Source organism: Lignipirellula cremea, assembly GCF_056501455.1.
On sequence record NZ_CM151415.1, the window covers coordinates 348433 to 372500 of the forward strand.

Here is a 24068-nt window from a genome sequence, read left to right on the forward strand (position 1 = left end):
GGGGAGCGGACGCCAACCTATCCGCCCGCCGCTTTCGGAAGAAACGGTTGTCCGCCGGCGCTCAAAATTCGGGCGGGCCGTTCAGATGCTCGCACTTCTCCGGCTGACCCGGGACGAAGTCGACGATCTGCCCCTGCTCTCGCAGCCTGTCTTGCAGGGCCTCGACGTCGATCTTCTGGACGCTCTCCCCGGTTCGTGCGGCGGTCGCCGCCGCGACGCCTGCCGCGTGCCCCGCGATCATCCAGACGCTTTCCAGTCGCAGCGTGCAGAAGGCGACGTGCGTGAAGCTGGCGGCGACCGGGACGAGCAGGTTCGTGCATTCCTCCGCTTTCGGGATCAGCGCCGCGTAGGGAATCTTGTAGGCGTAACCCATCCGCCAGATGCGACCCTCGTTGACGAATTCGCTCTCCGAAAGAGCGACCCGCTGAACGTGATGGCTGTCGATGAAGTGACTGCTCATGCCGACGGCGTCGGGCTTCCGGCGATCCTCCTGCACGTCGTGTTGCGTGACGACCGCTTCGCCTCGCATGCGGCGAGCTTCCCGGACGTAAAGCTGGTACGGCAGATGGCCGTTGTCGACGAACTCGCCGCGGTGCAGGCCGAGCGACTGCATCTCCTTCCGCATCGCGGGCGGGACGGAGTCGTCGGTCGCGAGAAACTTCAGCAGGCCGAGCGTGTAGTCGAGGTGGTCCTGAAAAATCTGCGCCCGCTCTTCGTAGTCGGCGTCGGACCAGCCGAACTGCCCGCCGAAGTGTCCGAGCGAGATCACCGCCGCCTGCTTGTTGTTCAGCTCGAACTTGCCGTTCCGCCGGGCGTAGAGGTCGAGCACGTCGGCCAGTTTGACCCCCTCCCCTTTCGCCGTCTTTCCGCGGAGCCACTCGGCCAGCAGCGCGTACCGACCCGCGTCGTAAGTCTGCGGCTCGGGAATCGGAATCTGGAGCGCCGGATCCTTCGCCACGGTCAGGCGAAAGTTGTAATTCATCGGCGCACCGTGAGCGTCGCCTTCCTTCAGATCCTTCGCCCAGGCGCTGATGCCGGGAAGCAGTTCGCCCTGATCGTCGACGGTTCGCGCCTTCCGCGGAGTCTTGTCGAAGCGGATGCCGGCAGCCTCTTCGTCGAACTCCGATCGGGCCTCGCGTCCGACGACGTACGAGACGCCCGCGCGTGCCATCAGGTCGCCTTCGTAGCTGGCATCGACGAAGGTCTTCGCAGAGAACGAGGCGCCGTCGGTCAGTTCGATGCGGACGATCCGCGGTCCTTCCTTGATCGCCGTGGCGACGCTGGCCCCACGGTAAGCGATCACGCCTGCTTCCAGGAGCAGTTCGCGATAAGCCCGTTCGGCGACACTCGATTCGAAGTAATACTCCGGCCTGTTCGTTCCGTAGAGCTTGCCGAGGCGGCGATAGAACTCGTCGGCGAACCCGCCGATGGTCCACTTGAGCATGTGCTCGGACTCGGCGGTGTTGATGCCGCTCGTGCTGAGTCCGCCGACATGCTTCGTCGGGTCGATCAGCAGCGTCTTCGCTCCTTCCCGCGCGGCAGTGACCGCCGCCGCGATCCCGCCCGGCACGCCGCTATAGACGATGACGTCCCACTCCCGCCGTTCGAGTTCCTGCGATGTTCCCCAGCGGGCCATCGCAGCGGTCGACAGGGCGAGCGATCCGGAGAGAAAGGTTCGTCGTCGCATGGCGGGAGGGAACCGAGAGGAGAGGGTCGAGAGGAGAAAGGAGAAGAGGAGAGCTTATGTCTCCGGAAACCCGCGAAAGACGCCGGCGGCGTCGAGGGCGGCGACGAACTCCTCGAAGCCCATGTTTCCCAGGGAGAGGTTGTTCTCGACGCTCCAGAGAACGGAGGCCAGGGCGCGGAACGCGTCGCCCCGTTTCGCGAAGTAGGGGTCGTCGTCGATCGACGGATCGCTGAACAGGTTCACGACCAGGACCGTGCGCTCCGCGCCTGCGAAGGTGGCGTCGTCGGCGATCAGGAAGAACGTGCTGTCGCCGGGCGAGAGTTTCACCAGGGACTCCGCGTCCGCGCCGTCGTATTGCGGATCGGAGAGGAAGTCGACGTAAGCCCGATGACCCTCGCGCGGCGTCGGCTCCTCGATCGTCCCGCGCAGCGCCATCCACGCCTCGTCATTGACGAAGTTGGTCCGCACCAGCAGAGCGTTCTCGGTGCGCGGCAGCGGTTTCATAGGACACTCACAGTTCCGAAACGTCAGGTCGAGGAGCATAGTCGATTCGGCAATCGGGCAGCGCGCTCTTCAGTCTCTCGTAGCCGTCCAGAGAGATTCGCGTCTTCGTTGCGACGAGTCTTCGAAGCTTCGGCATGGCGACCAGCGACGGTATGGCTGCGTCGCTGATGTCGGTGTCGTTAAGCGACAGCATTTCCAGGTCCGGTCTGCTGGAAAGGCGTGCGAGGTTTTCGTCAGTGATGCACGTGCCGTTCGCGAATAACTCGCATACGTAGTCGAGCGATTCGACATGCTGGATATGGCGTTCCGTGAAGGAAGGGCCATTGAGTTTCACCGTCGTGACCTTCTTCAATGAGACCATCGCATCGAGCGATCGGTCATTCGCGTGCTCGGTGTAGAGATAGACGGAGTCGATCCAGTGATTGGCGCGAACGGCCTCCTCGTTAGAACCAACATGCAAGCCCCCTCGACTATCGCGAAAGCCGACGTAACCCAGCGTTTCGACCGCAGCCAGGCGTCGTGCGAATCGTCGCTCCGGTCTCGCATAGAGAAACTCGAACCCTATCGTCGCCGACAGCGAGGCGAGAAGCAGCAAGCCGAACGAAACGCGCAGCCGGCGTCGTACCGCTCTCGCGAACGCAGGCAGGTTGAATTGCGAGTTCCAGCGTGGCATGGAGGCTTCGCTTTCAGGGCGAGGGGCCGAGACTATTCTGCGCTTCTCAAGGACTCTCCGCACGCTCGACCCTTCCTCCGCCAGCTAATTCGACATCATGTTCGACGACGCCCATCTCCGCCGGTTCCTCGTTCCGCCTGTTACGAAGGTCCGGCTGAAAGACTACGCGACCGACCTGCGCGGGCAGGACGAATGGGCGGATCTGTCGAAGGACAAACTCGAAGCGAAGGCGACGCAGGCTCTGGAAGAGACGCGGGAGGAGCTTTCGACCGCCCAGGGAAATCTCTACGTCGACGATCGTTTCGCCGTGCTGGTCGTGCTGCAGGGGATGGATGCCGCAGGCAAGGACGGCACGATCAAGCACGTCCTGTCCGGCGTGAACCCGCAGGGCTGCCGGGTGGAGAACTTCAAGCAGCCGACGACGGAGGAATTCGATCACGACTTCCTCTGGCGCTACGTCCGTCGATTGCCGGAGCGGGGAACGATCGGGCTATTCAATCGTTCGTATTACGAGGATGTCCTCGTCGCGAAGGTCCACCCCGATCGCCTGGGGCCGGGAGCCATCGATCGGGCCAGCGAGCCGGGCTTCTGGGAGGGCCGCTACGACAGCATCGCCGACCTCGAACGTCATCTGATCCGAAACGGGACCGTGATCGTGAAACTGATGCTGCACCTGTCGAAGGACGAGCAGCGAAAGCGCCTGCTCAACCGGCTCGACACGCCGTACAAACGGTGGAAGTTCGACCTGGGCGACATGGTCGAGCGCGAGCTGTGGGACGATTACGAGCGGGCGTACGAGGAAACGCTGTTTCGCACCTCGACGGACGAGGCGCCCTGGTACGTCCTGCCCGCGGACTACAAGCCGATCGCCCGCGCGCTGGCCGCCCGGATTCTGGTGCAGGCGATCCAGGGCCTGGACCTCCGCGTTCCGACCGTCGCGGAAGCGGATCAGGCGGCGTTCGCCGAAGCGCGGAAGAAGCTGGCTAAGGAAGGGGAGTGACAGCGAGCCTGGAGGGCTCGACGCCGACGAGCGGCTTGGACGCGGATACCTCGCCGAGCGATCGAGGCCGTATCGCCAGCGAGTAATCCCCGAGAACGAAGGGGGCGGCTGCGACAGTCGACCTTTTCGGTCAGGGAAAATGGAATATCAGGAATATTCCTGGGTATACTCGCCGAATACGCGGCGCATTTCGGGATGCGAGATGCCTTCATCGTTCGCCTCTTCAGAGTTACCCCCTATGACGCGCTTTCTCTTCTTGGCCCTCGCGGCGCTGACTCTGACGCTCGCCTCCGCAGAGACTGCGAGAGGGCAATTCCGTGCGCTCGCCGGTCGCGTGCCGAACAGCGCCAACGCGATCGTGTTGATCGACGTCGAAAAAGTGATGGCTTCGCCGATGGCCGAACAGGCCGGCTGGAAGGGGAACCTCCAGACGGCGTTCGAGTCGGGTCTGGTGATGCTGCCGCCGAACGTCGAACGCTTCATCGCCTCGGCCAAGATCGACTTCCATTCCATGGAAGTCCCGGCGCACCACTACATCTTCGAAACCGCGATCGATCCGGACTTCGTCAAGCTCGCGACGGCGGTCGGCGGAACGATCGACAATTTCGGCGGTCACCAGGCCGCGGTGCTGCCCGGCGACTATTTCGCCGTGAAGTTCTCGCCCAAGATCTCCGTCATCGGATACCCCGCCGTTCGCCAGGAAGTCGCCTACTATGTGAGGCGCGTCGACAACGGTTCGATGTCGATGTCGGAATACCTCAAGGAAGCGGAGTCGTTCGCGGAGTACAACTCGCCCATCATCATGGCGCTCGACCTCACGGACGCGGTACCGCGCGACGTCATCCGCGCGAAGGCCGACTCCATGCAGTCGCTCAAGGGGAAGAACCTCGATCTCGACGCCGTGGCCGATCTCGTGGCGAGCGTCCGCGGTCTCACGCTCGGCGTGAACGTCGGCCAGGAGATGACGGGATCGGTGAAAGTCGACTTCGGTTCCGACGTCAGCGTGCTCGGCGACGCCGCGAAGCCGCTGCTGCTGGAGGTTCTGGGGAACCGCGGCATGATGATCGACGAACTGCACGACTGGGAAGTCCAGTCGAACGAGAAGTCGATCCGCCTGATCGGAAAGCTGGAGGCGAGCGGCCTGCGCCGGATCATGAGCCTGATTCCCGTTCCGCCGCCGCTGCAGCACGCACGAGAAGCCGAAGCTCAAGTTCCGGAAGGCGAAGCGAAGCAGAAGCTGGTCGTCGCGTCGTCGCAGAACTACTTCAAAAGCGTCAGTTCGCTGATCGACGATCTGAAGGAGAGCAAGAGCGGACGCTCGACGATGGGACAGACCGCCGTCTTCTTCGATCGCTATGCCGACCGGATCGATCGCCTCCCGTCGTTGAACGTGGACCCCTACCTGCTGGAATTCGGGTCCTACGTTTCGGGGTCGCTCCGGAACGGCGCGGGCGCGGTCCGCGGCGCCCAGGTCAGCGGCACGATCGCCGCGCAGAACGTCCAGCAGCAATACGACTACAGTTCCTGGTACACCCCCATCGGCGTCGTGGCCGGCGACGGCTTCGGCGGAGGCGGCGCCTATGGATGGGGCGGTTGGTCGGCGACCCCCAACGTCGAGCGGACCCAGAACCTGCAAACCAAGGCGCGGTTCCAGGAGCAGGTGCAGGGGAACATGTCGGCGAATCAGATCATGGCCCAGATCGAAAAGGCCGCCGGCGACACCCGCCGTCAGATGACGGCGAAGTATCAGGCCCAGTTCTGATCCGCCCTCGCAGGATCGACATCGGGGTCGCGGCCAGGTAGCTCGACGAGTTCGCCACGATCCTGATCCGGCCGGGCATCCGGTCGTCGCGATCGAAGAGCTGCATTTCGAGTCGGCATCGCAACCGCTCGCCTCTCTGGCTAGATCCTGCGTTCGCCGTCGCGTTCCTCGCATCGGAGCGGCGACGCCGCACACGTCGGCGGGCGGCGCAGGATCCCTCCGCAGCGACGACGAAACGCTCGCACGCGGTTCGGTTCGCGCACGAAAAAACCCGCGAACGTGTGAACGTCCGCGGGTTTCGAGTTGCGGGGACAGGATTCGAACCTGCGACCTCGAGGTTATGAGCCTCGCGAGCTACCGGGCTGCTCCACCCCGCGTGTTAGGTGGTGCATTATCGCGACGAACGTCCCGGCGTCGAGGGGGGCTCGCATGCGAATCTGAAAAACCGGCGAATGTTCGATCGCAAGTCTTGTCTCGGATGCGGCTTAGGTTCTTCGGTTAAGCGTGGCGGCGCTTCTGAAACCGGCCTCCGCCGACTGGACTTCGCAAGATAGCGGGGGAGAATTCGCCGGCGCGGCAGGATCGATCGGGGGGCTCGGACTCGACGGGGAACGCTCTTCCGCAGGGATCGCACGGGTACTTTCGAGCGTCGTGCGTCGATAAGAGTCGAGCGCGGCAGGCGCGCGGGGGATAAAATGACGGCGGCCACCTCTCTGCGGGCGATCTCGTCGTCCGGCTGCCGGGGTCGGCGACACTTTTCGGAAGCCCGATGAGCGAGCGCGAGCGGAAATCGAAAGGCGAGCCGGGCCGCGCGCTACCGAACCTGCCGAAGTTTCTTCAGGGGAAGCCGAGCGCCCCGGTCGAACGGCCGCCCGCGACGCCCCCTGCCCCGATCATCCCGCCGATCGAAGGCGCCGGCCCGGCTGCGAAGAAGCCGAAGCCCGCGGCGCCGATTCAATCCCGGCCCGCAACGCCCAAACCAGATCAGCCGAAGCCCGAGCAGCCCAGGCCCGAGGCGCAACCGCCCGCTGCTGCCAAGTCGTCCCCGCAAAAAGCGGCCCAGCCGGCTGCGAATCAGCCGAAGAAAGCGCCCGCTTCGCCGCCTGAGGCTTCGGCGGAAGCGAAGCCCGGGAAAGTCGCTGCGGCGCCGATAGCGAAGGCGACCGCCGCGAAGGGCCCTGAAGCGAAAGCGATCGAGCAGGCGCCGAAGTCGCGGCCGCCGGCGGAAGAGCCTGCGGCGAAAGCGTCGGGGGCCAACGCGTTGGGGGCGACAGTCCCGGCGTCGGAAGCGAAACCGAAGTCCGCGGCGCCTGCGGCCTCGCTGCCGAAGCCGGCGAAGGTCGAAGATCAGGCGCCTCCTGCGCTAACGCCTCCTGTGCCGGAACCTCCGGTCGTCGAGGCGGCCGTCCGCGGTAGCGACGCGTCCGACGGGGGAGTTGGTTCACGCGCCGGTTCGGCGATCGAGTCGGCGCTCGACGACGTTCTGCCGCAGGCGATTTCCGTCTCGATCATGCGGGAGGCGATGGCGGCGGAGAAAGCCTTTCGCCCCATCCTGTTCGCCGGACCGCTGAAGCGCGTGCCGAAGGCGCCGCCGGTCGAGAAGAACGGATCCCCGGTCGTGGCGTCGGTTGTCCCTGTGTCGGTGGCCCTGACGGCGGACGCTCCGGAACGGGCGGCTTCCGCGGTCGCTGACGCACCGCCGGAAACGGCAAGCGTGCGAGAGCCTGCGGAGGCGCTTCCTGCTGCCGTACGCGAGAAGGCCGCCGAACAAGGAAAGGGCGAGGATTCGCCGCAGCCGTCCGACGAGTCGAAGGAGCGCGAACGGCGGAAGTCGAAGCGGCGGAAGGCGGTCTCGACCGTCCTGCTCGCGGCGGCAAACCGGGCGAAGGCGGCGTCCGCTGCCGATGCGGAAGAGCATGGCGACGGGGCGCCTTCGTTCGGCGATCCGTGGGAACGCCTCCGGGCCGCGGCGATCGCTCCGGCAACGCCCGAGGGGCCGACGATCCGCACGGAATCGGATCCCGACGAGCAGGAAATCACGCCGGACAAGATCGTCCGTCGCACGCCCCCCTTCCTGGCCAGTCTGGTCCTGCATGTCGTCCTGTTCGTCGCTCTGGCGATGATCGTGCTGCCCGGGTTCCAGTCGCGAACGGCGCTGGAACTGGACATGAACTATGCGGTCGAAGAGACCGACCTGCTCGAGGCGATCCAGCTCGACCTGCCGACCGAGATGGAGGTCGAGACGGTCGACCTGTTCTCGTCCGACCTGTCGGAGGTCGCCGATCCGCTCGCGTCAGCGCGGGACCTGCCCGATGCGCTCGGCTCGCTGGATATGCCGATGCCGAAGACTCTCGGTCAGGCGGCCGTCGGCTTCTCGGGTCGCGACGAAGGGACGAAGCAGGCGCTGCTGAGCGCCTTCGGCGGAACGATCGCGACCGAAGATTCGGTGAAGCTCGGGCTCGGCTGGATGAAGCGTCAGCAGCAGCCCGACGGTCGGTGGCTTCTGAACGGCCCCTACACGAACGGCGCCTCGCTCGAAAATCCTGCCGCGGCGACTTCGATGGCGCTGCTCGCGTTTCTCGGCGACGGGCATACGCCGATGGAGGGCGAGTTTCGCCAGGCGATGACGAAGGGGGCGGACGCCCTGCTCCGCTTTCAGGATTCCGACGGCAATTTCTACATCGGGCCCGAAGGTCAGCATCGCCTCTACACGCAGGCCCAGGCCACCATCGCGGTCTGCGAACTCTACGGCATGACCGGCGACGAACGCTTCCGCGAAGCGGCGGAGTTGGCGGTCGAGTATTGCCTCCGCTCGCAAGCGCCCGAAGGAGGCTGGCGATATTACCCGGGGCAGGAGTCGGATACTTCGGTCACCGGCTGGTTCGTCATGGCTCTCAAGAGCGCCGAGATGGCGGGCATCGAAGTGCCGCAGGAGTCGTTCGACCGGATCTCCGGCTATCTCGATCGGGTGCAGGACGAAGAAGGCTGGCGCTACAAGTACCGCATCATCGAGCGGGATTTCTCCAAAACGATGACCGCCGAGGCCGTCCTCTGCCGGCAGTATCTCGGGTGGCAGCGGGACGACCTGCGGATGAAGAAGGCGGTCGATTACCTGCTCCAGTCGCCGATCGCGACCGACGAGCGCGAGATCTATTACTGGTACTACGCCTCGCAGACGATGCACCACTACGGCGGCGAGGAGTGGGAAGCCTGGAACGAAACCCTCCGCGAGGTGTTGCCCGCGATTCAGGAGCGGAAGGGACGCGAACAGGGATCGTGGAGCCCGCGGGACGACGAATGGGGCTCGGTCGGCGGTCGACTGTTCATGACCAGCCTGTGCCTCTACACGCTGGAGATCTACTACCGCCACCTGCCCCTGTACCAGCAGGCCGGCGACGCGACGGCCAGTCGCTGATCGCTGGCCGGCCTTGCGTGTCGGAGTCGGTCGGCGGCGATTCGATGGGATACAATGGGGAGCCGGGGAACTCCTGGCAGTTCGCTCGACAGATCGTCCGCACTTCGTCCGCCGCACGCGATGGCCACTGCACCTTCTCCTCGCCGACGAGCGTCGCTTCCGGTCGCCCCGACGGAGATCGAGATCAAGGTCTCGCTCTACGACCGGCTGGCGAGCCTGCTGACGGCGCTGTTGTTCCTGATCGGAGGCGGCTTCGCGCTGCTCCTCGCGATCTGGCTGACGACGTTCGTTTACGTGCGGCCCGTCTCGCCGCCGGTGGAGTACGTCGAACTCGGCGGGGGCGATCCGAACCAGGGGATCGCTCAAGATCTGGAGGAGCCCGGCGTCGAAGAGATGGCCGACGTGCAGGAGCCGCAGATCGCCGAGACGCTCGAAGCGCTGACCGCGGTGATGTCCGATAAGGCCGCGACGCTCGAAGCGATCTCCGGCAAGGCGAGCCTCATGGGCGCCGGCTCGGGGATGGGCGATTCCCGCGCCGCAGGACCGGGGGGCGGGGGCAACGCCAACGTGGTGCCGACCTGGGAACGCTGGCAGGTCCGCTTCGCCACGAACGACATCACGGTCTACGCCCGGCAGCTCGATTTCTTTCAGATCGAGCTCGGCGCCATCGGCGGCGGAACGCCCGAGGTCTTCTACGCCCGGAACCTGTCGCAGGCCGCGCCGACGACCCGGCAGGTTCCCAATGGCAAGGAAGAGACCCGCCTGCGGTTCAATTACACCGATCCCGTAATGAAGGGCCTCGATCGGCAATTGCTGACCAAGGCCGGCATCGACGCGAACAAGAAGGAGCCGCTGCAGTTCTATCCGGCGGAGACCGCGGGCCTGCTCGCCAGAGCGGAGCAGGAATACGCGGCCGCGGCGAACAAGCGGATCGAGGAGATCCGCCGGACCGTGTTCGGCGTTCGTCCCGGCGGCGGCGGCTACGAGTTCTTCGTCATCGAGCAACTCTATCGCTTCGCGCCGGCGGCGCAGGCGAAGTTCGAATCGCCGAACGCTCCGGGCCGCACGGCTCCTCCCTCCCGCGGCTTTACGTTCGGTTAGACTGACAGGCGCTTTTCGGCATCGCTTCTATGGGACGCTTCGGATGGGCGACGTTTTCACGATTGTCGGCAACCTCTGCTACATCTGGTTGGCGATCCTCGCCCTCTGGGGCGCGTTCTGCGTGGTGATGGTCTGGACCCGCGTCGGCCAGAAACGCTTCCGCAACGAGAAGGCGATGCTGGCCTTTCTCCAGGAACTGGACGAGCCCCTTTCGGAAGGCGACTTCGAGGGAGCGGTCGAAGTCTGCGAAGGGGATCGCCGGGCGCTGCCGCAACTGGTTCATCTGGCGCTGGTCAATCGCGATCTGAACCTGCCGCAGGTCAAGCAGCTCGTCATCGACAAGTTTCAGCAGGACATTCTGGCCGACATCCAGCATCGCCTGACCTGGATCAGCACCACGATCAAGACGGCCCCGATGGTCGGGCTGCTCGGGACGGTGCTCGGCATGATGGGCGCCTTCGCTCAGCTCTCGGGCGGCGGCGAAGGGGGCGTGAAGGCCGAAGCGCTGGCCGAGAACATCATGGTCGCGCTGATCACGACTGCCTGCGGTCTGACGATCGCGATTCCGCTCGTCCTCTGCACGGCGAGCGTCAACATCCGCATCCGGAAGCTGGAAGACCTCGTCTCGTACGGCCTGACGCGGTTCTTCGAGACGCTCAAGCGGGTGCAGGAGCAAGGCCCCGCCTCGCCCCCCTCCGCCGCCGCTCCGCCCGAACTGGCGGAAGCCCGCTTCCGCTGAGCCGCGGTTCAGGTCTCCCGGTTCTTCGTAGGGCTGGCGACCTCGCCTGCCATTGCAGCGGAGTAAAGCGGTCTTCGCTGGGCGAACCGCTGAACCGCCGTCAGCGTCACGCCGGTTCAGAAGCAGGTGGGTCGATGACCCACCCTACGGAACACGCCTCGCCGACGAACGTTCGTCGTAACGCCCGCCTCTACTCCGCGAAGTCGAACACGCCTTCGCGGACGATCTGCTCGAAGGGCTTGCGCGTGGTCGGCTTCTCGCGCTCGCGAAGTTCTTCGGGCAGGACAGAGAGTTCGCCCGGCCGACCGATCGCGGTCATGGCCTGAATGTCGAAGACCTCCGGGATCGCCAGTTCCCGCCGGGCCATGTCGCGCCCGAAGCCGGCCATCGAATGGGCGACCAGGCCCATGACCGTCGCCTGCAGGTGAAGGTTCTGCAGCGCGAGCCCCGCGTCGAGGACGCAGACCGGGTTCTCCTTGCCGTTCTTGACGAACGTCTTCCGCGTGCAGGTGAGGATCAGGACGCTGGCGTTCTTGCACCAGACCTGGTTCGCCTCCATCAGGAAGCCGAACAGCTTGTCCCACGCGGGCGTATCGCGAAGCGCGTAGACGAAGCGCCATTCCTGCTCGTTGTAGGTCGAAGGCGCCCAGCGGGCGGCCTCGAACAGCGACATCAGCTCGTCCTTCGCGACGGGCTTGCCCGACATGGCCCGCGGCGACCAGCGCTTGAGGAAGAGCGAGTCGACCGGGTATTCCGGCTTGCGGTAATCGAGCGGGTTGGGGAGTTCGGCGCTGGACATGGCGTGGTTCTCGCAAGGGGCGAAAGTCGTTCGCTACGTTGTAGCGTCCCGCGACGAGTTCAGTAGGGTGGAGAGTCGCCGGACCGAGGACGGGTCTTATTCGTCAGGCTCGATAGATCTGTGTGCCATGCCCACATTGCCGCAGGCAGGGTGGGCATGTAAAGGGCCGCCAGAACCTAACATGCCCACGCTGCTCCGCGACGTGGGCATGGCGCCCATGGCGTTTAGGATCCCGTCGCGCGACCGATACGAAGAAGCCGTCAGCGAAACGAAGTAGCCGTCAGGCGATGCCTGACCTACTAGTCGATCAAGCTTTATTCGTCATGTTGATCGAAGAGATCCGGGTGCCACTGGCTCCGCCAGTGCTGCATCTTGAAAGGTCGTCCAACACGAGCGATCCGGCCTCCGGAAAAGCACTGGCGGAGCCAGTGGCACCCGGAGGAGAGGCTGACGTTCAACGATAGACGAACCACTACCGAAACGGCGAGCGCCGCTTCGCGTTCAGGCGAACTTCCGACCGCTGAGGCGTTCGTAGGCCTCGACGTATTTCGCGCGGGTCTTCTCGACCACGTCGGCAGGCAGCGGCGGAGGGGGCGACTGCTTGTCCCAGACGGTCGACTCCAGAAAGTCGCGCACGAACTGCTTGTCGAACGAGGGCTGCGACCCGCCCGGGCGCCAGTCGTCCGCCGGCCAGAAGCGGGAACTGTCGGGCGTCAGGACTTCGTCGATCAGCAGGATCTCCCCGTCCGCGACGCCCCATTCCAGCTTCGTATCGGCGAGCAGGATTCCCCGCTCCGCGGCGTACTGAGACGCCCGGGCGTAAACGTCGAGCGTCTTCGACCTTAGCGTCTCCGCCCGCTCGGCGCCGACGTGAACGATCATCTCCGAAAAGGGGATGTTCTCGTCGTGGCCCGTCTCCGCCTTGGTGGCGGGCGTGAAGATCGGCTGGGGCAGCTTCGACCCGTCGACCAGCCCCGCGGGAAGCGGCACGCCGCAGACCGTTCCGTTCGCGCGGTATTCCTTCGTGCCGGAGCCTGCCAGGTAACCCCGGGCGACGCACTCGATCGGCACGACGTCGCACTTGCGGCAGATCATGCTCCGCCCGACGAGCCACGCCGGGTCGACGCCGGCAGGAACCTGATCGGGCGCCACGTCGAGCGAAAGGAGATGGTTCGGCACGCCGAGCAGTTCGAACCAGAACGCGCTGAGCTGCGTCAGCACGCGGCCCTTGTCGGGGATCTGCGTGGGAAGGACCCAGTCGAACGCGCTGATCCGGTCGCTCGCGACCAGCAGCAGCGCGTCCCCCAGATCGTAGAGGTCGCGAACCTTTCCCTGACGAAGCGGTACGGCGGGCATCGGCGAATGTCAGGCCAAGAGCGGTCGAGTCGGAGGCGGCCCGCGAACGAGAGGGCGCGAGGCTCAGTCTACCGGCGACGCTCGAACCCCAGGCGCTCGCGCACGAAAAAAGGCCTCTCGTCGGGAGAGGCCTTTTCGTGATTCGTTTCACGCTCGCCTGAACGCCGCAGATCAGTCCCACCACCACTGACCGGCGGGGAGATCCGACAGGCTGACCGCGGCTCGCTTCTCGGCCAGGGCGCCCTGCTCGTCGGCGAGGAGGTTCTCCTGTTCGAGCGCCTGCTCGGCCTGGATCCGGACGCCGCCGCCGATGGGGGTCATCAGCGTGTTCCCCTTCCAGATCGCGTTGACGGCGGTCTCGACCTTGGTGGGGGCGACGTAGGTCTGGATCGCGTACTTGCTCTCGTCGCCGAAGAAGTCCATCGACCAGCCCGACTCGGCGTACCAGTCGTTCCGCTGCACGTAGGCGGCGACGATCGACAGGTCGATCAGGTTGCGGAGCTGAGCGTAGACCGGCGAGTTCTTCGCCAGCGTTTCGTACTCGTTGGTGAACGTGCTCGTGAAGGCCTTCGACGCCAGGTCGCCGCGACCCGACGCTTCGCGATCGCCCGAAGCGGCGACCAGTTCGGCCTGACCGACGAGCTTCACGCCCCGACCGACCAGTTCCATTGCCAGATCGTCCTCGCTGGCCCGGACGCACTCGTAGTTCGGGACGAAGTACCACCGCTGCAGAGCGTTCCGCGAGACCGCGGCGGGGTTAGCCTTCGAGACGTAGCTGGTGATCTTCGCGGCAGGCTTTTCGAGGCCGATGCCGATCAGCTTCATGCGGTAGTCGGCTTCGACCAGCACCTGGGCGAAGTGCGTCTCCGCCGGGACGCCCTTGATGCTGACGGTCTGCTGACCGAGGCTTTCCTGCAGGCCGTTGACGATTCGCGAGGTGTCGCCCGGGACGGCGGTGCGACCGATCTGACGCAGGAAGTCCTGCATCCGGGCGAGGCCTTCCTTCGTGGGATCGATCGAGACCGAGATCACGCTCGTCCGATCGCCTTCGGGCGAGTAGGCCCGGAGCGCGGCGATCACGTCCTGAAGCTCGACGACGGCGCTTCCCGTGGCGATGCCGACGGGTCGTCCGGCGAGGTCCGTACCGAACGGTTCGGCGGGACCGGCGATGACGATGTCCTTCGTCTCGGGATAGTAGAAGACGTACTGCACGCGGGTCAGGCCGGCGAGATAGCGCATCTCGTCAGGCACCGGTTGCCCCGCGGCGAGCTTCTCCTGCACGGCCGCTTCCAGCCGCTGCAGCGAGATCTTTCGCATCTCGGTCGGCTCGGCCAGTTTGCCTTCGAGCTTCGCGTGAGCCTCCGCATAACGCATTTTGGTCAGACGCCCGGTCGGATCCTGGGCGTAGACCATGCGGAGGACGCCGTCGGGATTGACCTCCACGCCGGCGGGGAAGTCCTGGGCCCGGCTGAGCTGCCCGAAGCCGAAGGAGAGTCCGAATGCCGCCGCGAGAGCCAGCGCGATGCCGCGGAAGTTCATGCCGTCCAACCTTTTGCAGTAAAGCTCGCCGTAACCGGAATCGCAGGGACGAGTCCGTCGCCGGTTTCGAAGCCTGTCGTCTCGTATTTATTCGGAATCGCCGCGAAGAACGATCGGCGGCAGCGAAAATCTGCCGGTCGTCCGACGTCGGACTCTATCGTAGCTGCGTCCGACCGGAGAGGTCGGGCCGGATCGAGGATCGATCCGACGGGAGCCTTCAGATGCGGACGAGCTTGCTAGACTAGGTTACCCGGCGTCCATGGTAGTTGGGGGCATTTAGGGGGGCAAGAAACTTTTCCTGCGGGGCGGACGTGGCGGATCGGGGCGATTCTTTCGATTCTGCGGAAGGAATGTCCGACGGCGCGACCTGGCCCGGCTGGCTGAGGGGGGCGTTCGTTCACGACGAACTCCCTTCGACGCAGGATGAGGCCCGGCGGCTGATCGCCGAGGGAAGCGCCGATTTGCCGTTCTTCGTCCAAGCGCTTCGCCAGACGGCGGGGCGCGGTCGCGGAGAGAACCGCTGGTCGGCAGGCAAAGGGGCTCTGGCGTTCACCCTGGTCTTCGATCCGGCGGACATCGACCTGCCTGCCGATCGCGTCGCCACGCTCGCGATCGCGACGGCGCTGGCCGTTTGCGAATCGCTGCAACGCTTCAGCCCGACCGAGCGGCTCGCCATCAAGTGGCCCAACGACGTCTACGCGGCGGGTCGAAAGCTCTGCGGCATCCTGATCGAGACGCTGCCGCGTGCGGGAGGCGGATCGTCGGTCGTCCTCGTCGGCATCGGGGTGAACGTCCGGAACGACGTGCCCGCGACCGCGGTCGAGGGCCGGGCGGCGGCAATCAATCTTGCGGAACTCGCGGGAGCGGCGCTTCCTGATGACGAGGGCCTCCGCCAGACGCTGGCCGACCTGCTCGCGACGCTGGAGCGGGAATATCGGTCGCTCGCCTCGCGCGATGCGAAGCAGGTCGAACGCTGGAACGCCCGAAATCTTCTGGCGGGCCGTCGCTGCCAGGTTCAGACCCGGCGGGACGCGCTTCCGCTCGTCGGCGTCGTCGAGCGGATCGAAGCCGACGGGGCGCTGACCCTGTCTACCGAAGCGGGGCCGACGACGATCCGATCGGGATCGATCGTGGCGTGGGCGTGAGCGGATCGGCGCGTCGATCGAATCTCTGAGCGGGGGGTGTGAACCCCCCGAGTTCGTGCGTCGATCGTCGCGTCAGGAACACGGAGGGCTGACACCCTCCGCTCGCCTGAATAAGCGCGACGCGACGTCTACCGAAGTTACGTCTACCGACGCGCGTTCTGTTCCAGCGGAGGTCGCTTCCATTCCAGGTCGACCTGATCGGTCATTTCCTGGAAGACCTCGTACTGGAAGTTCTGTCGCTCGCCCATCAGCGAGGGCTGAATCATCTGCATCAGGAACTGGTTCGGCACGGCCAGGAACCGGTCGACCGTCTGCGCGGGCGGCTGCATGTCCTTGGTGACTTCCGCCAGGTAGTAGATCGAGTGGTCCGCGTTCGGGCCGTAGCTCACCTCGCCTTCGCGAAGCGAGAAGATGGCCTGCCGGAGTTCGGGTCCGGCGTTCTCGACGTTGGCGATCTCTCCCGCCGTCGGATCGAACTGGTGCGGAAGGAAGGTGAACTGCCCCGCGTTCTTCGCCTGCTTCGGATAGAGAGCCGTGAGGGCGCTCTCGCGAACTCCCTCGGCGTTCGGCTTCAGCGAGGCCGCCTTGGCGTTCGCGTCTTCGGCCGCCTTCTCCGCGGCTGCCTTGGCCAGGTCGCGGGCCTTTTCCAGCTTCCACGCCTGAACGACTTCGTCGCGGATCTCCTCCAGCGGCGGAACCTCCGCCGGGCTCTGTTCGGTCTTCCAGAAGACGTAGGCGTCGGACGGGTTGAACCGGTTCTCGACGAACAGCGTGGACGGCTCGAACAGCGGCGCTCCCGGAACGAAACCGGCCTGCGCGAAGGTCTTGTAGGCGAACTGCTGGCCCTGCATGGGCTGGCTGAAGTCCATCTCGCGCGCCGTGATCAGCGGGTAATACGGCTTCCCTTCGTCGGTACGCGTCGCGAAGGCGTTCAGCGCCGGCGTCTCGGCATACTTCAGGCCGAGCGTCGAAGCGGTGTGGCGGAAGTTGGGCCGAGCGGGAAGCGTCTCCTCCGTAGCCGCTGCCACGGCGAGGCGTCGGGCGTACTCGTCGAGTCCCGCGGCGGCCTTTCCTACAGCCTGAATCATCGCCTGCTGCGCGATCGGTCGAGCCAGTCGCAGTCGCAGATCGTCGGCGACCTCCTCGAACGGCTTGAACTTCGGTTCGCTCGCGGGGACCTCCGCCGCGGGAGCCGTTTCCGTAGCAGGAGGTGCCGCGCCGGGAGGGGCGGGAGCCTGAGCCGCCAGATCGGGCGAACCGACGATGACCGCCCCGGAGGGAGGCGCCGGCGCGGCAGCCGCGTCATCAGCCGCAGCGTTCTCCGCGGCGGGCTCCTCCCCGGCAGGAACTTCCGCTACCGGCGCTTCAGCAGCCGGTTGGCCTTCCTCTTCCTGCAGCACGACGAAGAGTCGATCGTCGGCGACCGTTCGCGAAGCGTTCTCTTCCGGAGTCTCGGCAGGAGGCACAGGTTCGCCCGGCGCTTCTTCGCTCGGAGTTTCTTCGCTCGGAGTTTCCTCGCTAGCAGGCGGTTCGGGGGTCGATTCCTCAGGCGTCGAACCTTCTTCCGGCGCCCCTTCGGGAGCGGGCGTCGATTCGGGAGCGGCCTCGCCGGGCGGAGTTTCGCCAGGGGCCGGTTCGGCGGGAGGCGCGGTTTCAGCCGGCGGAAGGGGCGTCTCGCCTGCGGGGGGCGCGGCGCCTTCGCCGGGAAGCGGCAGCGGATCTTCGTCCACGGCGGGCAGATCGAGTTCGCGGAACTCGCCGCGAGCGATCGCTTCGTCGTAAGCGGCGCGCACCTCTTCGTCGCTCACCTGCTGCTTGGCCCGTTCCAGGAAGTCGTCGAACTTCGCATGGAAGTAGCCGAACTTCGCCTCGTACGGGCGACGGAAGCCGGGTTCGTACGTCAGAGGATTGCTGTATTCCGTCTTGTACTTCTCGTAGTACTTCGCGACTTCGGCGCGCGACGGCTCTTCCTTGACCTCGGCCAGGTAGTCTTCGACCGGGAACGGAACGACGGTCGCCTGCACCTGACGGGACGTTCGGAGATAGGCTTCCCACGCGGAAGCGGGCGTAACCGCCGGCTGGGCCGACTGGTACGCGAGGTAGACCTGCAGAATCGCCAGTTCCTTCTTCATCCGATCGAAGAAGTCGGACGAGTTCATCTCGCCGCCCGTGAACTTGCGGAACGTGTCGGAGATTTCCTCGGGCGAGACGAGCTCGTCGGAGTAGAGCGTCAGGTAGGCGTTGACGTCGGCGTCGGTGACGCGGATGCCCATCGCTTCGGCCCGCTCGGCCATGATTTCGTCGAGCACGATCTGCTCGTCCGAGGTGCCGAGCAGCAGTTGCGGCGCTTTCGGAAAGCTGTCCGTCGCCCGTTCGGTGCGCATGCGATCGATCTGGGCGAGCACGCTTGCGACGACTTCGCGGCGTCGCCGGGCGCGTTGGACTCCGCCTTCGTTGATCGTGCCTCCGTCCCAGGTCGCGACGACCGCGTCCGGATCGAACGTGTCCGAAGGCGCGCGGCCCTGAAAGAACTGCATGATCACGCCGCCGACGGTGAAGGTCAGCACCGTGATCGCCGTCAGAATGACGAGCAGGATCTTGTTGTGGCGGCGGAAGAACGAGAGAGGACTGGCCATGAGTCGGCTCTGACGAAACGCGGGATGGATGCGTCGCCCGAAGGGAACGCAGCGATCCGCCCCGATCGCGAGTGGAGCGGCGGAGGTCCGATTCCGACCGGACCCGCCAGAAGATGCAGCGCCTTGCCTGCGGGTATCCGACCCGCGGCACGCGCCGAATAGCGAAGTGTATCAGATGGCTTTCAGACGAGATACGTCGGTTCGACGGGTCCTCGGCAGCGCCCCGGAAGTTCCGCGATCGGGACCGGCGAATCTTCGCGGGTCACTTGGGCTCATCCGGCGCGTCGGGCTCGCCGTTCGGCAGGCGACGGTAGGTCATCGGGTAGATCGGCCCCTTCTCGCCGTCGAGAGCGCCGACGACGAGCGTCCAGGCGTCCTGCTCCAGGCGATAGACGCAGCCGCCGTCAGGAATCAGGGTCCCCGCGCCCTGCCCGCCGATCCGTTTCCCGTTCTTCCAGCGAAAGACCTTCACGGGGCCTTCGAGGGCGACTTCGAAATCGGCGGAGTGATTCGCGATCAGCTCCCTGCCGCGGAAAACCTGAAAGCTTTCGTGATTTCCGGAGATCGCTTTCACGAAGCGAAGCTCTCCGTCGGCGCTCTTCTGGCGGGACTCCCAGATTCCCTGCAACGCGAGGACGTCGTCGCCGAGGATCTGCCGGTCCTCCGGTTCCTGCCCCTGAGCCGACGTAACCGTGCAGAACCCGGCAGCGAGGCCGATCGCGACGACCCCCGACCAGACGATCGCTGAAGCTAGAAATGGGATCGGCATAGGGCGCTCCGTCGGACGAAACTGGCGAGTCTGGAAGAGGCTCAGCAGAGGAAAACGGCGACGCGGTCGCTGCGACCGCTCGATCCCGCATGGCTTGACAGCGCTCTTCCCGTCCTATTAATGGTTTCCGCATCGGGCTGCCGGGAGCCGCCAGGGCGACGCCGAGGCGAACGGCGGAAGCCGGAAGGGCGCAAGCTACCGAATTCGCGCAGGTTGCGTCAACGCTTCGCTCGCATGGGATCACGTCGTCGCGACGTTCCTCTCGTCCCGATTCAGCGCAAAATGTCTGTCCGGAAAGTCGGCATCCCGCCTCTTTCCAGACGCGTCGACTCCGCAATCTTCGATCTGCGGAGTCGGGACGACCCTCCATAGTCGTCTTCGAGGCTATACCGATAGCCTCTAACTCCAACGTCGGAACTGTCGGATCACATGGCGAAGCAAGAAACGGATTCCCGCAAATCGCTGGTGATCGTGGAATCGCCCACCAAGGCGAAGACGATTTCGAAGTTCCTCGGGAAGAACTACGTCGTCGAGGCGAGCATCGGGCACATTCGCGACCTTCCGACGGGCAAGAAGGACTGCCCCGAGAAGTTCAAGAGCGAGCCCTGGAGCTACCTCGGCGTCGACGTCGATCACGGCTTCAAGCCCGTCTATATCGTCCCCAGCGAGAAGAAGGCCCAGGTCCAGAAGCTCAAGACGCTGCTCAAAGACGCCAAAGACGTCTATCTCGCGACGGACGAGGATCGCGAGGGCGAAGCGATCAGTTGGCACTTGGCCGAGGCGCTCGATCCCAAGGTCCCCGTTTACCGGATGGTGTTCCACGAGATCACCAACGAGGCGATCCACGCGGCGCTGAACTCTCCCCGGAGCATCCACGAGGGGCTCGTCCGCGCGCAGGAGACGCGGCGGATTCTCGACCGGCTTTACGGCTACGACGTTTCCAAGCTCCTCTGGCGTCGCGTCGCGCCCGGTCTGTCGGCCGGACGCGTGCAGAGCGTCGCCGTACGGCTGATCGTCGAACGCGAACGCCACCGGATCGCCTTCCGCAGCGCCACGTATTGGGATCTCGTCGCCGAATTCGAAACCGGGAAGAAGGCCCGCTTCAAGGCCGAACTGCGCTCGGTCGACGGGAAGCGGATCCCCGCGGGCAAGGACTTCGACTCGACGACCGGGAAGCTCAAGAACGACGAATTCGTCCAGCTGAACGAGGCGGGCGCCCGGGCGCTGGCGGAGCGGCTGCGCAACGCTTCGTTCAAGGTCATCGAGGTCAAGGAGACTCCCTATCGCCGGCGTCCCCAGCCGCCGTTCACCACCAGCACGCTTCAGCAGGAGGCGAACCGCAAGCTGGGTATGACCGCCCGGAGGGCGATGCGAACCGCGCAGAGCCTGTACGAAAACGGGCACATCACCTACATGCGTACCGACTCGACCAACCTCGCCAAGGTGGCGATCGACGCGGCGCGCGATCTGGTGAAGGCCGAATACGGAGCGGAGTTCCTCCCCGAACAGCCGCGGGTTTACTCGTCCAAGGTGAAGAACGCGCAGGAAGCCCACGAGGCGATCCGCCCCGCGGGCCACCCGTTCGAAGTGCCGCAAAACCTCCGCAGCCGGCTCTCGGACGACGAGTACCGCCTGTTCGAGATGATCTGGAAGCGCACGATCGCCAGCCAGATGGAGGACGCTCGCGGCACGCAGATCGCCGTCGTGATCGAAGGGGACGGCGCCATCTTTCAGGCGACCGGCAAGACGATCGAGTTCCCCGGTTTTCTTCGCGCCTACGTCGAGGGCTCGGACGATCCCGACGCCGAACTGGCCGACAACGAACGGATCCTGCCCGCGGTCGCTCCGCAGGAACCGCTGACCCCGGTCGGCGTCGATTCGCTGAGCCACACGACGCAGCCCCCCGCCCGGTTCACCGAAGCGGCGCTGACCAAGGAACTGGAAACGCTCGGCATCGGGCGCCCCAGCACGTACGCGTCGATCATCGACACGATCCAGCAGCGGGAGTACGTCACCAAGCGCGGCTCGGCGCTGGTCCCGTCGTGGACGGCCTTCGTCGTCACGCGACTGATGGAGCAGCACTTCGGCGAGCTCGTCGATTACGAGTTCACCGCGCAGATGGAGGAGTTCCTCGACGCCGTCAGCCGTCGCGAGGCGGGCCACGAGGAATACCTGCGGGCGTTCTACTTCGGCGACGGCAAGCCGGGCCTGAAGGAGCGGCTGGAGCAGAAGCTCGAAGAGATCGATCCTCGTTCCGCGAACCAGATCGACGTCGGCATCCCGACCGAGGGCGATTTCCGCGACCCGATCTACCTCCGGGTCGGAAAGTTCGGACCGTTCCTGGAACAGGGCGAGCGGAAGGCCAGTCTGCCCGCCGAACTGGCTCCCGACGAACTCACGATCGAGAAGTGCCTGGAACTTCTCGCGCAGGCGGAGAAGGGCGATCAGCCGCTCGGTTTCGATCCGGCGACGGGCAAGCCGGTCTTTCTCAAGCAGGGACGTTTCGGGCCCTACGTGCAGCTCGGCACGCTGGACGATTCCGAGAAGCCCAAGAACGCGTCGCTCCTCAAGGGGATGGCGGTCGAAACGCTGTCGCTGGACGATGCGCTCTCGCTGCTCTCGCTTCCGCGAACGCTCGGCCCCCATCCGGAGACGGCGGAGCCGATCCAGGCCTTCAACGGCAAGTTCGGGCCTTACGTCATGGCCGGGAAGGACTCTCGCTCGCTCCCGGCGGACGTCTCGCCGCTTCACGTGACGCTCGAGCAGGCGATCGCGCTCTTCGCCCAGCCGAAACGGGGCCGAGGTCAGGCCGCGCCCGCGGCGCCGCTGAAGGCGTTCGACCAGGTTTCGCCCGTCACGGGTACGCCGGTTCAGATCCTGTCGGGGCGCTACGGACCGTACGTCACGGACGGCACGACCCACTTCTCGGTCCCGAAGGACGTCGAGCCGCAGGACGTGACCGCGGAACAGGCGCTCCAGTGGCTGGCTGAGAAGGCGGCGCGGGCGCCAGTCAAGAAGAAGTCCGCCCGCAAGAAGACGGCGAAGAAGGCCGCGGCGAAGTCGGCGCCAGCGAAGAAAGCGGCCAAGAAGAGCGCCTCGAAAAAGGCGTCCAAGAAAGCGCCCGCTCCCGAGTCGGACGAGGACTGACGCGAACGCGATCGTCCCCCGACGGGATCGAAAGCAGCTTTGCGTGTCCGATCGACAGGCGTCGGAATTCGCCTGAATTCCGACGCGCCGGGCGAGGCATTTCGCCGGCTTCCGATCCCGGATAGATCCGGAAAAACGGAGCTTAGGGCTTGCTCTGGCCATGCGGCCGAGTATTCGTGGGTATTACGCGACCGACGCCTCGCGGGATGCGACGCGACTGGATACGTGCTCCCAAGTTACGGACGACGAAATCGGCTTCTTCCGCTCTGCTCGAGCGTGCGCCCCCGACGGTACGAGAAAACTCTCGTCATCGAGGCAGCGTGAACGAGCGCGGGCGAAGAAGAACGCGACGAAGCGAGTTGTCCGATTTCGACCCGGCCGAGCGTCCAACCAAGCCGAGAGAGTCGAAACCGATGTTCCGTAAGATGCTGGTTCCCTTCCTGATCGCGGCGATTGCGATCACCTCCTTCTCGAGCGTCGCCTCGGCCCAGGACCCGCCCAACGATCCGCCGCCGCGCCGTCCGCAAAAGCACACGCCCTGGCAGTATTTCCGCATCTTCTCGATGACCGGAGCCACGCTCAGCTACACCGGATACCTGTACGCCCAGTATGCGCGGCAGATCGCCCTGAGCGAGGGCTATGACGACGGCGACACGCAGGGCGCGTTCTATTACGGCCAGCAGTACGCCTACTACAGCTTCATCTACGGATACTACGGCTACGAGTACGGCTACAAGGACTGGATCTCGCAGGCGGGCGATCTGGCAGTTGCGGCCAAGAACTACGAGAAGGGAATCTACGACTATCTCTACGGCGGCTACTACCAGTCCTATCCGCGCCAGCTCCAGCCGGTCATGGACGCGCTCGACGGAGGCTACCGGTACGAGGACCTGGCCGCGAAGTACTTCTATTACTCCGTGACCTTCGTCACGCCGCCGGATGACGGCGACGCTCAGTCGACGAAGTCGAAGAAGTAACCGCTTCGCCCGCTCAAGAGGTCCAGGCGCACGCGGAGGCTCTCCGCCTGCGCCTTCTTTTTCGGCTCCGCTTCGGAAAATCCTCGCAGCGGAAGCATCTGCCGCCGGCGAAGGGCCGTACTTAGGCTGACGACCCGACCCGGACGAATCTCCGGCCTGGGGAAACTTTCCCGAAGAAGGTTGAAATTCCAGCGCGTCGTATCCATTGTGGATGGATCGATCGCACCAACCCCACGCACTCCCGTTTCGAGGAAGAAGGATTCATGTTTCGCAAGGCGTTCTTCACGTTCATCTGCACGGCGCTCGTCGCCGTCGTCTTCGCTTCGCCCGCTGAGGGCAAGATGCCGAAGGCGATCAAGCGCTTCAACAAGGCAGGCTACACGGGCCTTCAGTACAACTACTACGGCTACCTGTACGCTAACTACGCCCGACAGATCGCGATTTCCTACGGATACGACGACGTCGAAACCGGCTACTACCTGTACTACGGCGAGCAGTACTCGCTGTACGCTTACGATTACGCCGCCGTCGGCATGCAGAAGAGGTACTCGGACTACATCACGAACGCCGCAGATCTCTGCAACGCGTCGTGGCAGTACGAGTACAACATCTACAGCTACGTCCTGAACAGCGTCTATCCGAGCAACCCGTCGGTCGGCGGTCTGCTCGAACCGCTGTACTATGCCTATGCGTACAACTACTACGCGGAGATCTACTACGACGCCGCGGTCCGGGCCGTGCAGCCGTAGTCGTGCCGCTCGCGACGACTTGTCGTCCGCCGGCGAACGAATCCGAAGGACGCGCTCATGGGCGCGTCCT

17 protein-coding genes and 1 tRNA gene are annotated in these 24068 nt (G+C 65.1%); 9 read left to right on the top strand and 9 right to left on the bottom strand.

The window, feature by feature from the left end; translation table 11 throughout:
* Nucleotides 1–61: 61 nt before the first annotated feature.
* Genes SH602x_RS01460 through SH602x_RS01470 form a run of 3 tightly spaced genes read right to left on the bottom strand, consistent with a single transcriptional unit; the run spans nt 62 to nt 2864 of the window.
* On the bottom strand, nt 62–1687 hold the full coding sequence (locus SH602x_RS01460; protein WP_479475122.1) for an FAD-dependent oxidoreductase: 1626 nt from the start codon (nt 1685–1687) through the stop codon (nt 62–64).
* A 54-nt stretch (nt 1688–1741) separates the two neighbouring features.
* A complete protein-coding gene (locus SH602x_RS01465; RefSeq protein WP_479475123.1) occupies nt 1742–2191 on the bottom strand; it encodes a DUF6924 domain-containing protein in 450 nt (149 codons plus the stop codon).
* 7 nt (nt 2192–2198) lie between these two features.
* Complete coding sequence (locus tag SH602x_RS01470) at nt 2199–2864, bottom strand: hypothetical protein (RefSeq protein WP_479475124.1); 666 nt, start codon at nt 2862–2864, stop codon at nt 2199–2201.
* Nucleotides 2865–2961: 97 nt separating this feature from the next.
* On the opposite strand from SH602x_RS01470, the gene SH602x_RS01475 reads away from it, so the two are divergent.
* Together SH602x_RS01475 and SH602x_RS01480 are read left to right on the top strand one after the other, a co-directional pair.
* Nucleotides 2962–3864, top strand: a complete 903-nt coding sequence (locus tag SH602x_RS01475) for a PPK2 family polyphosphate kinase (protein WP_479475125.1) — start codon at nt 2962–2964, stop codon at nt 3862–3864.
* Nucleotides 3865–4102: 238 nt separating this feature from the next.
* Entirely contained in the window at nt 4103–5626 is a 1524-nt protein-coding gene (locus SH602x_RS01480) for a hypothetical protein (RefSeq protein WP_479475126.1), read from the top strand.
* A 303-nt stretch (nt 5627–5929) separates the two neighbouring features.
* On the opposite strand, the gene SH602x_RS01485 is transcribed toward SH602x_RS01480, so the two are convergent.
* Nucleotides 5930–6003 (bottom strand) — tRNA-Met (locus SH602x_RS01485).
* 392 nt (nt 6004–6395) lie between these two features.
* Here SH602x_RS01485 and SH602x_RS01490 point away from each other — a divergent pair.
* From SH602x_RS01490 to SH602x_RS01500, 3 genes are all read left to right on the top strand, one after another.
* Nucleotides 6396–9041, top strand: coding sequence for a hypothetical protein (locus SH602x_RS01490; RefSeq protein WP_479475127.1), 2646 nt, complete (start codon nt 6396–6398; stop codon nt 9039–9041).
* Nucleotides 9042–9161: 120 nt separating this feature from the next.
* A complete protein-coding gene (locus SH602x_RS01495) occupies nt 9162–10142 on the top strand; it encodes a hypothetical protein (protein ID WP_479475128.1) in 981 nt (326 codons plus the stop codon).
* A 43-nt stretch (nt 10143–10185) separates the two neighbouring features.
* Nucleotides 10186–10881 carry a MotA/TolQ/ExbB proton channel family protein gene (locus tag SH602x_RS01500; protein WP_479475129.1) on the top strand — a complete coding sequence of 232 codons (696 nt, stop codon included), beginning with the start codon at nt 10186–10188 and terminating at the stop codon, nt 10879–10881.
* Nucleotides 10882–11071: 190 nt separating this feature from the next.
* Here the strand turns inward: SH602x_RS01500 and SH602x_RS01505 are convergent, their stop codons facing one another.
* The 3 genes from SH602x_RS01505 to SH602x_RS01515 form a co-directional block, all read right to left on the bottom strand.
* Nucleotides 11072–11680, bottom strand: coding sequence for a nitroreductase family protein (locus SH602x_RS01505; protein ID WP_479475130.1), 609 nt, complete (start codon nt 11678–11680; stop codon nt 11072–11074).
* Between the two features lie 501 nt (nt 11681–12181).
* A complete protein-coding gene (locus SH602x_RS01510; RefSeq protein ID WP_479475131.1) occupies nt 12182–13036 on the bottom strand; it encodes a phosphoribosylaminoimidazolesuccinocarboxamide synthase in 855 nt (284 codons plus the stop codon).
* Nucleotides 13037–13207: 171 nt separating this feature from the next.
* Nucleotides 13208–14575 carry a DUF1598 domain-containing protein gene (locus SH602x_RS01515; RefSeq protein WP_479475132.1) on the bottom strand — a complete coding sequence of 456 codons (1368 nt, stop codon included), beginning with the start codon at nt 14573–14575 and terminating at the stop codon, nt 13208–13210.
* 350 nt (nt 14576–14925) lie between these two features.
* On the opposite strand from SH602x_RS01515, the gene SH602x_RS01520 reads away from it, so the two are divergent.
* Nucleotides 14926–15720: a biotin--[acetyl-CoA-carboxylase] ligase gene (locus SH602x_RS01520; RefSeq protein WP_479475133.1), complete on the top strand. Its 795-nt coding sequence runs from the start codon at nt 14926–14928 to the stop codon at nt 15718–15720.
* A gap of 143 nt (nt 15721–15863) precedes the next feature.
* Here SH602x_RS01520 and SH602x_RS01525 read toward each other — a convergent pair whose 3' ends face one another.
* Together SH602x_RS01525 and SH602x_RS01530 are read right to left on the bottom strand one after the other, a co-directional pair.
* Nucleotides 15864–18356 carry a SurA N-terminal domain-containing protein gene (locus tag SH602x_RS01525; RefSeq protein ID WP_479475134.1) on the bottom strand — a complete coding sequence of 831 codons (2493 nt, stop codon included), beginning with the start codon at nt 18354–18356 and terminating at the stop codon, nt 15864–15866.
* 262 nt (nt 18357–18618) lie between these two features.
* Nucleotides 18619–19125 carry a hypothetical protein gene (locus tag SH602x_RS01530; protein ID WP_479475135.1) on the bottom strand — a complete coding sequence of 169 codons (507 nt, stop codon included), beginning with the start codon at nt 19123–19125 and terminating at the stop codon, nt 18619–18621.
* Between the two features lie 429 nt (nt 19126–19554).
* Between SH602x_RS01530 and topA the strand changes: the two genes are divergently transcribed.
* The 3 genes from topA (at nt 19555) to SH602x_RS01545 (ending at nt 23998) form a co-directional block, all read left to right on the top strand.
* A complete protein-coding gene (topA, locus tag SH602x_RS01535) occupies nt 19555–22272 on the top strand; it encodes a type I DNA topoisomerase (protein WP_479475136.1) in 2718 nt (905 codons plus the stop codon).
* Between the two features lie 413 nt (nt 22273–22685).
* Complete coding sequence (locus tag SH602x_RS01540) at nt 22686–23249, top strand: hypothetical protein (protein WP_479475137.1); 564 nt, start codon at nt 22686–22688, stop codon at nt 23247–23249.
* Nucleotides 23250–23512: 263 nt separating this feature from the next.
* On the top strand, nt 23513–23998 hold the full coding sequence (locus tag SH602x_RS01545; RefSeq protein ID WP_479475138.1) for a hypothetical protein: 486 nt from the start codon (nt 23513–23515) through the stop codon (nt 23996–23998).
* Nucleotides 23999–24068: the final 70 nt, after the last annotated feature.